Annotated in this window: 2 protein-coding genes and 3 pseudogenes; 3 read left to right on the top strand and 2 right to left on the bottom strand. The window is 35.1% G+C overall.

Going from position 1 to position 3,952, the window contains the following annotated elements:
• A partial coding sequence (locus ACOI1C_RS22320; RefSeq protein ID WP_422512836.1) for a hypothetical protein occupies window positions 1–972 on the top strand: 972 nt, incomplete at its 5' end.
• 57 nt (window positions 973–1,029) lie between these two features.
• Window positions 1,030–1,877: pseudogene (locus ACOI1C_RS22315) on the top strand (alpha/beta fold hydrolase).
• A 323-nt stretch (window positions 1,878–2,200) separates the two neighbouring features.
• Here ACOI1C_RS22315 and ACOI1C_RS22310 read toward each other — a convergent pair.
• Window positions 2,201–2,748, bottom strand: a pseudogene (locus ACOI1C_RS22310) (ArsR/SmtB family transcription factor).
• A 71-nt stretch (window positions 2,749–2,819) separates the two neighbouring features.
• Between ACOI1C_RS22310 and ACOI1C_RS22305 the strand changes: the two are divergent.
• Window positions 2,820–3,293 (top strand): DinB family protein, encoded by a 474-nt coding sequence (locus ACOI1C_RS22305; protein ID WP_422512835.1) that lies wholly within the window; start codon window positions 2,820–2,822, stop codon window positions 3,291–3,293.
• Window positions 3,294–3,357: 64 nt separating this feature from the next.
• On the opposite strand, the pseudogene ACOI1C_RS22300 reads toward ACOI1C_RS22305, so the two are convergent.
• Window positions 3,358–3,654, bottom strand: a pseudogene (locus tag ACOI1C_RS22300) (type II toxin-antitoxin system PemK/MazF family toxin); the annotation flags it as partial.
• Window positions 3,655–3,952 lie beyond the last annotated feature (298 nt).

Raw genomic sequence — 3,952 nt, 5'->3', positions numbered from 1 at the left:
AAAATTCATCTACTGGTTCAAATATACTTGATTTATTTTTCGGAGGATAAATTTTGGGGGAGAGATTTTAATAAACAATGGCTTCAACCTTTATTAGAGGGCAATTTGTCTGTAAATAAAAACCTTTGGAGGTATATGGTGAAAAAAGCTCAGCAATACGTTCTGGTGTCCCTGTGTTTTATATTTCTTGCATTAGCAGGTTGTTCAAAGGAAACAGAAGAAATGGCTAAAATGGAACCAGAAACTGAAGAAGTCTTCGTTGATTGGGAGGAACGAGATAAATTTGTAAAAGGGGAGAAAGTACTATTTGGAGTATATCCTGATCCAGGTCTTACAGCGGGTAGGCCTTATGGGTATATGTTTAGTTTTACCGAGTCGTTTGAAAGCTTTAATGGAAAAGAGTTAGCCATTTATGCCCACCATAAGGAAACTGGAGAGCGAATAGCGGCAGTAAAACCAGAAATTATTAGTGAATCAAGTACTGGATATCCAAGTCTAGAGCGATTTACAGTTAGTTTTGAAATTCCTTATAAAGGAATTTGGAGATATGAAGTTGTGTTAAATGACCAATTTTATGGTGATGTTGTTCTAGATATTAGAGGTTGGAAGTCAAGCCCCTTCTTTACATTAGGTGGATATACCATGATTGGTGAGAAAGATCGGATTGGTTTTATTCATGAAGATACATTAGATGCTAGGTTTCATCCGAATAAAGGAAATAAATATATGTGGCATTTTTGGGGGAAAGAAAGTGAATTTGATGGAGAGCTTAAAGTTATCGCGACTCATGAATCTAGTTGGGAGCAAATTACTTTAATAGCTGGAAGTCCTCTTGGTGGTCCAAACAACACAGCGGACATACATGTGCCATCCAACATGTCATTACCAATGAGTGGTATGTGGAAACTGGAAGCATATTTTGGAGATGAATACTTTGGGAATGTGTTTGTGGAAGTATATGAAAAACAATAAAAAATAGTTTCAACAAAATTAAAGTATTTCTTTTAATGATCTATGAGGAGATTTGTGATGAAACAATATTTTATCGACAATGAAAAAATGCGAGTACATATTACAGAATGGGGAAACGAGAATGCCCCAGTAATCTTTTGTTTACATGGATTAGGTGGTACTAGCCTTACCTTTATAGAGGTTGCTGAGTAGCTAAAAAATGAATTTAGAATAATTTCGGCCGATGCACCTGGACACGTTAAGACGCCAGCATTTAAGAACACTGAGGAATATGAGATGCCTCAAATGGCCTTATGGATAAATGGAATTTTGGATTATCTTCAAATTGATAAATTCTATTTCTTATCTCACTCTTTGGGAAGTTTTGTCGCTCTCTATTATTTAGCTACTTTTCCACCAAGAGTAAAGGGCTCGATTCTTATAGATGGAGGATACCAAGGTAAAAGACATAATATTCAAACAGTCGAAGAAGAAGTGTCGTACTATGAAAAAGATTTTGAAGAATATGTATTTGATTCTTGGGAAAAGTTCTTTAATACAGAGAAAGAAGTGTATTCTAGATGGTCTCCATTGATTGAACTCGCAGTAAGAGACTAGCATTTGAAAAGGACAAAAAAATATACTGGCACGCTCGAGGTACCACGGCTGGTAATATTATAAAAGCCATGCACAAACATGAAACGGAAGATATATATGATAGATTGCCTTCTACTATTCTTTTACTGAGAGCCAGACTACCAAAGAGGATGTGACAACAAAGAGATTTCACATCTAGTATCTTTCAAGATAAGACGAGAGGAACAGTAAAACTCTTTTCTAACACGACTCATATGTTGCATTGGGATAACCCAGAAGTTGTGGTTGAAGAAATAAGGAAAATGTATCTTCTAAATACAAAAATGTAAGGAGTTCTTATGAAGAGTATTATTGGGGCTAGATTTACATGTACAGGTTTTATTCTTCTAGCGTTATCAGGAATTGCTAAACTGATAGTTGATACTTCGGGTGTTTATCTTTCTGATGTTACACGTATCATTCCATTGATGACTCTAATTGGTGGCCTAGTATTACTTGTTATGGGTGTATTCATAATTTTTAGGCGACCGTTATTCGGTATAAAATAGAATCTTCTTCCTAACGGAAAGAGTTCCTTAGTACTGCGATTCTTCAAGTCAATGAAAATACCAAAAACCCCTGTCAAACAGGGGGTTATGGATGAGAAAGTCAATCAAACTTTGTCTATACTCATTTCAATACCAAAATGATCTCGTAATACTATTATTCCTTTTTGTGTAAGATGTACTGCGCGGTTTTTATCTGCTCTTGTAATCCACCCTTGATCGAAAAAATGAGTGGCAATCGCTGATCCAAGCCACCCGGAAATGTGAAATCGTCTCTCACTCCAATCAAGACAGGGCTTTGCAAATATTCTTCTCTTTGTATTTACTCATAACGAACTTGTTTTAGTTGAGTGGATTGCCGTAATGAACGAATTTGAACAGTTGGTGCGATTGTCCCAAGTTTTTCGAGAACTTCTGCTACCTCTCCATTAGCAATTCTGTAATAACGATGTCTTCCATGTTGTTCTACGCTCACTAGATTGCCTTCAAGCAATTTTTGGAGGTGGGAACTAACAGTTGGATGTGACACTCTTGCCATATAAGCTAATTCACTAGCAGGCAGTGCTTGACCATTCATTAAGCAGTCTAAGATGATGGCCTTAGTAGGTTCACCAATAAGTTTTGCAATATAAGATATATTTGGATATACATTCATATTTCGATGATAACCCAAACGAATTTAGATTACAATTACAATGAATTTACTACTAGTAGGAGGAGCTAAATATGACTTCAGTTGATCTGATTGTATTAAATCTAAAAGAAAATAGGAGACGTTCTATAAAATTATGGAGATCACTACCTGATAATTGGCTTACTTGGCGACCGGATAAAGAGGCATTGTCCTTTGGGGAAACAATCCGCCATGTTTGGAGTGCAAGTTTCTATTATCATATGGTTATAAGAAACAATGGATCTGTTAAAGCGGAGACCGCTGCTCCATTTGATCAAGAGCCTATCACTTCTATTGAAAAGGAAATTGAATTATCGGAGAAGTACTTCAACAATTTTATAGAGTATGTTCAATCTCTTACCTCTGAGGAGTTAGAGTCAAGACTAATTGACCGAAGTGATGTAGGCTATCAACGATATTTAGGTGATATGCTTTTACGTATCGCCTACCATGATGCGGTTCATACAGGGCAATTTTTACAGTACTTAAGAATGGTTGGTTTGGAAAGGCCTATGATCTGGGATTGAATGATGAAGGCAATGCTTTTAGTGATTCAAACGATTTATTAGAGATATTAAGGATTTTTAAAAACTATGGCTTACATTTTAACCTCTCATGGAAATTGACTTGAGAGGTTGAAAAATAATTTCTTATTGTATTCAGCACCCTCTCAATATCCCATTCATGTAGTTTCCCGATTTTAAATAGTAATTCTTTATAGTGCAAGGTGTTTAATTTTGAACATCTGACAATAGAAGGTTTGTCTAAACCAGCTTCCTTCCAGTATTCAATTACAATATCAAATTCATTCTTTACTTTCTGACTATTCACAGTCGCTATTATGTGATCTAATTCTGCTATTAAATTGTCGTTGCTAACAATAACAACTGGCCTTCTTTTGACATTTAACTCAACAGTCCAATCTCACCCACGTTTCCCCTGTTTATTCATCATCTTTGCTCCAGAAAATTTCTTCCTTTTCTCTAATTAATTGTTCTTTTGAAGGTCTGCTATCAAAAAAATTATCAAATAACTTATTAAAGAGCTTTATTCTTTCACCATTTAAGAATTAATAGAACATGATTATGTTAATTAAATTTGAAGTTTTGCAGGTTGATATTTTTTATCTCGGTTGAACATTAAGTTGATCGACCTTTTATTATTATCGGATACTTTTATTAAATAG

The organism is Bacillus sp. DJP31 (genome assembly GCF_049310945.1).
GTDB lineage: Bacteria > Bacillota > Bacilli > Bacillales > SA4 > Bacillus_BS.
This window is presented reverse-complemented; position numbering and strand designations above follow the sequence as displayed.

Bases quoted from the DNA above. Each gene is read 5' to 3' on its own strand.
- ACOI1C_RS22305 (WP_422512835.1), top strand. From the start codon at position 2,820: ATGACTTCAGTTGATCTGATTGTATTAAATCTAAAAGAAAATAGGAGA.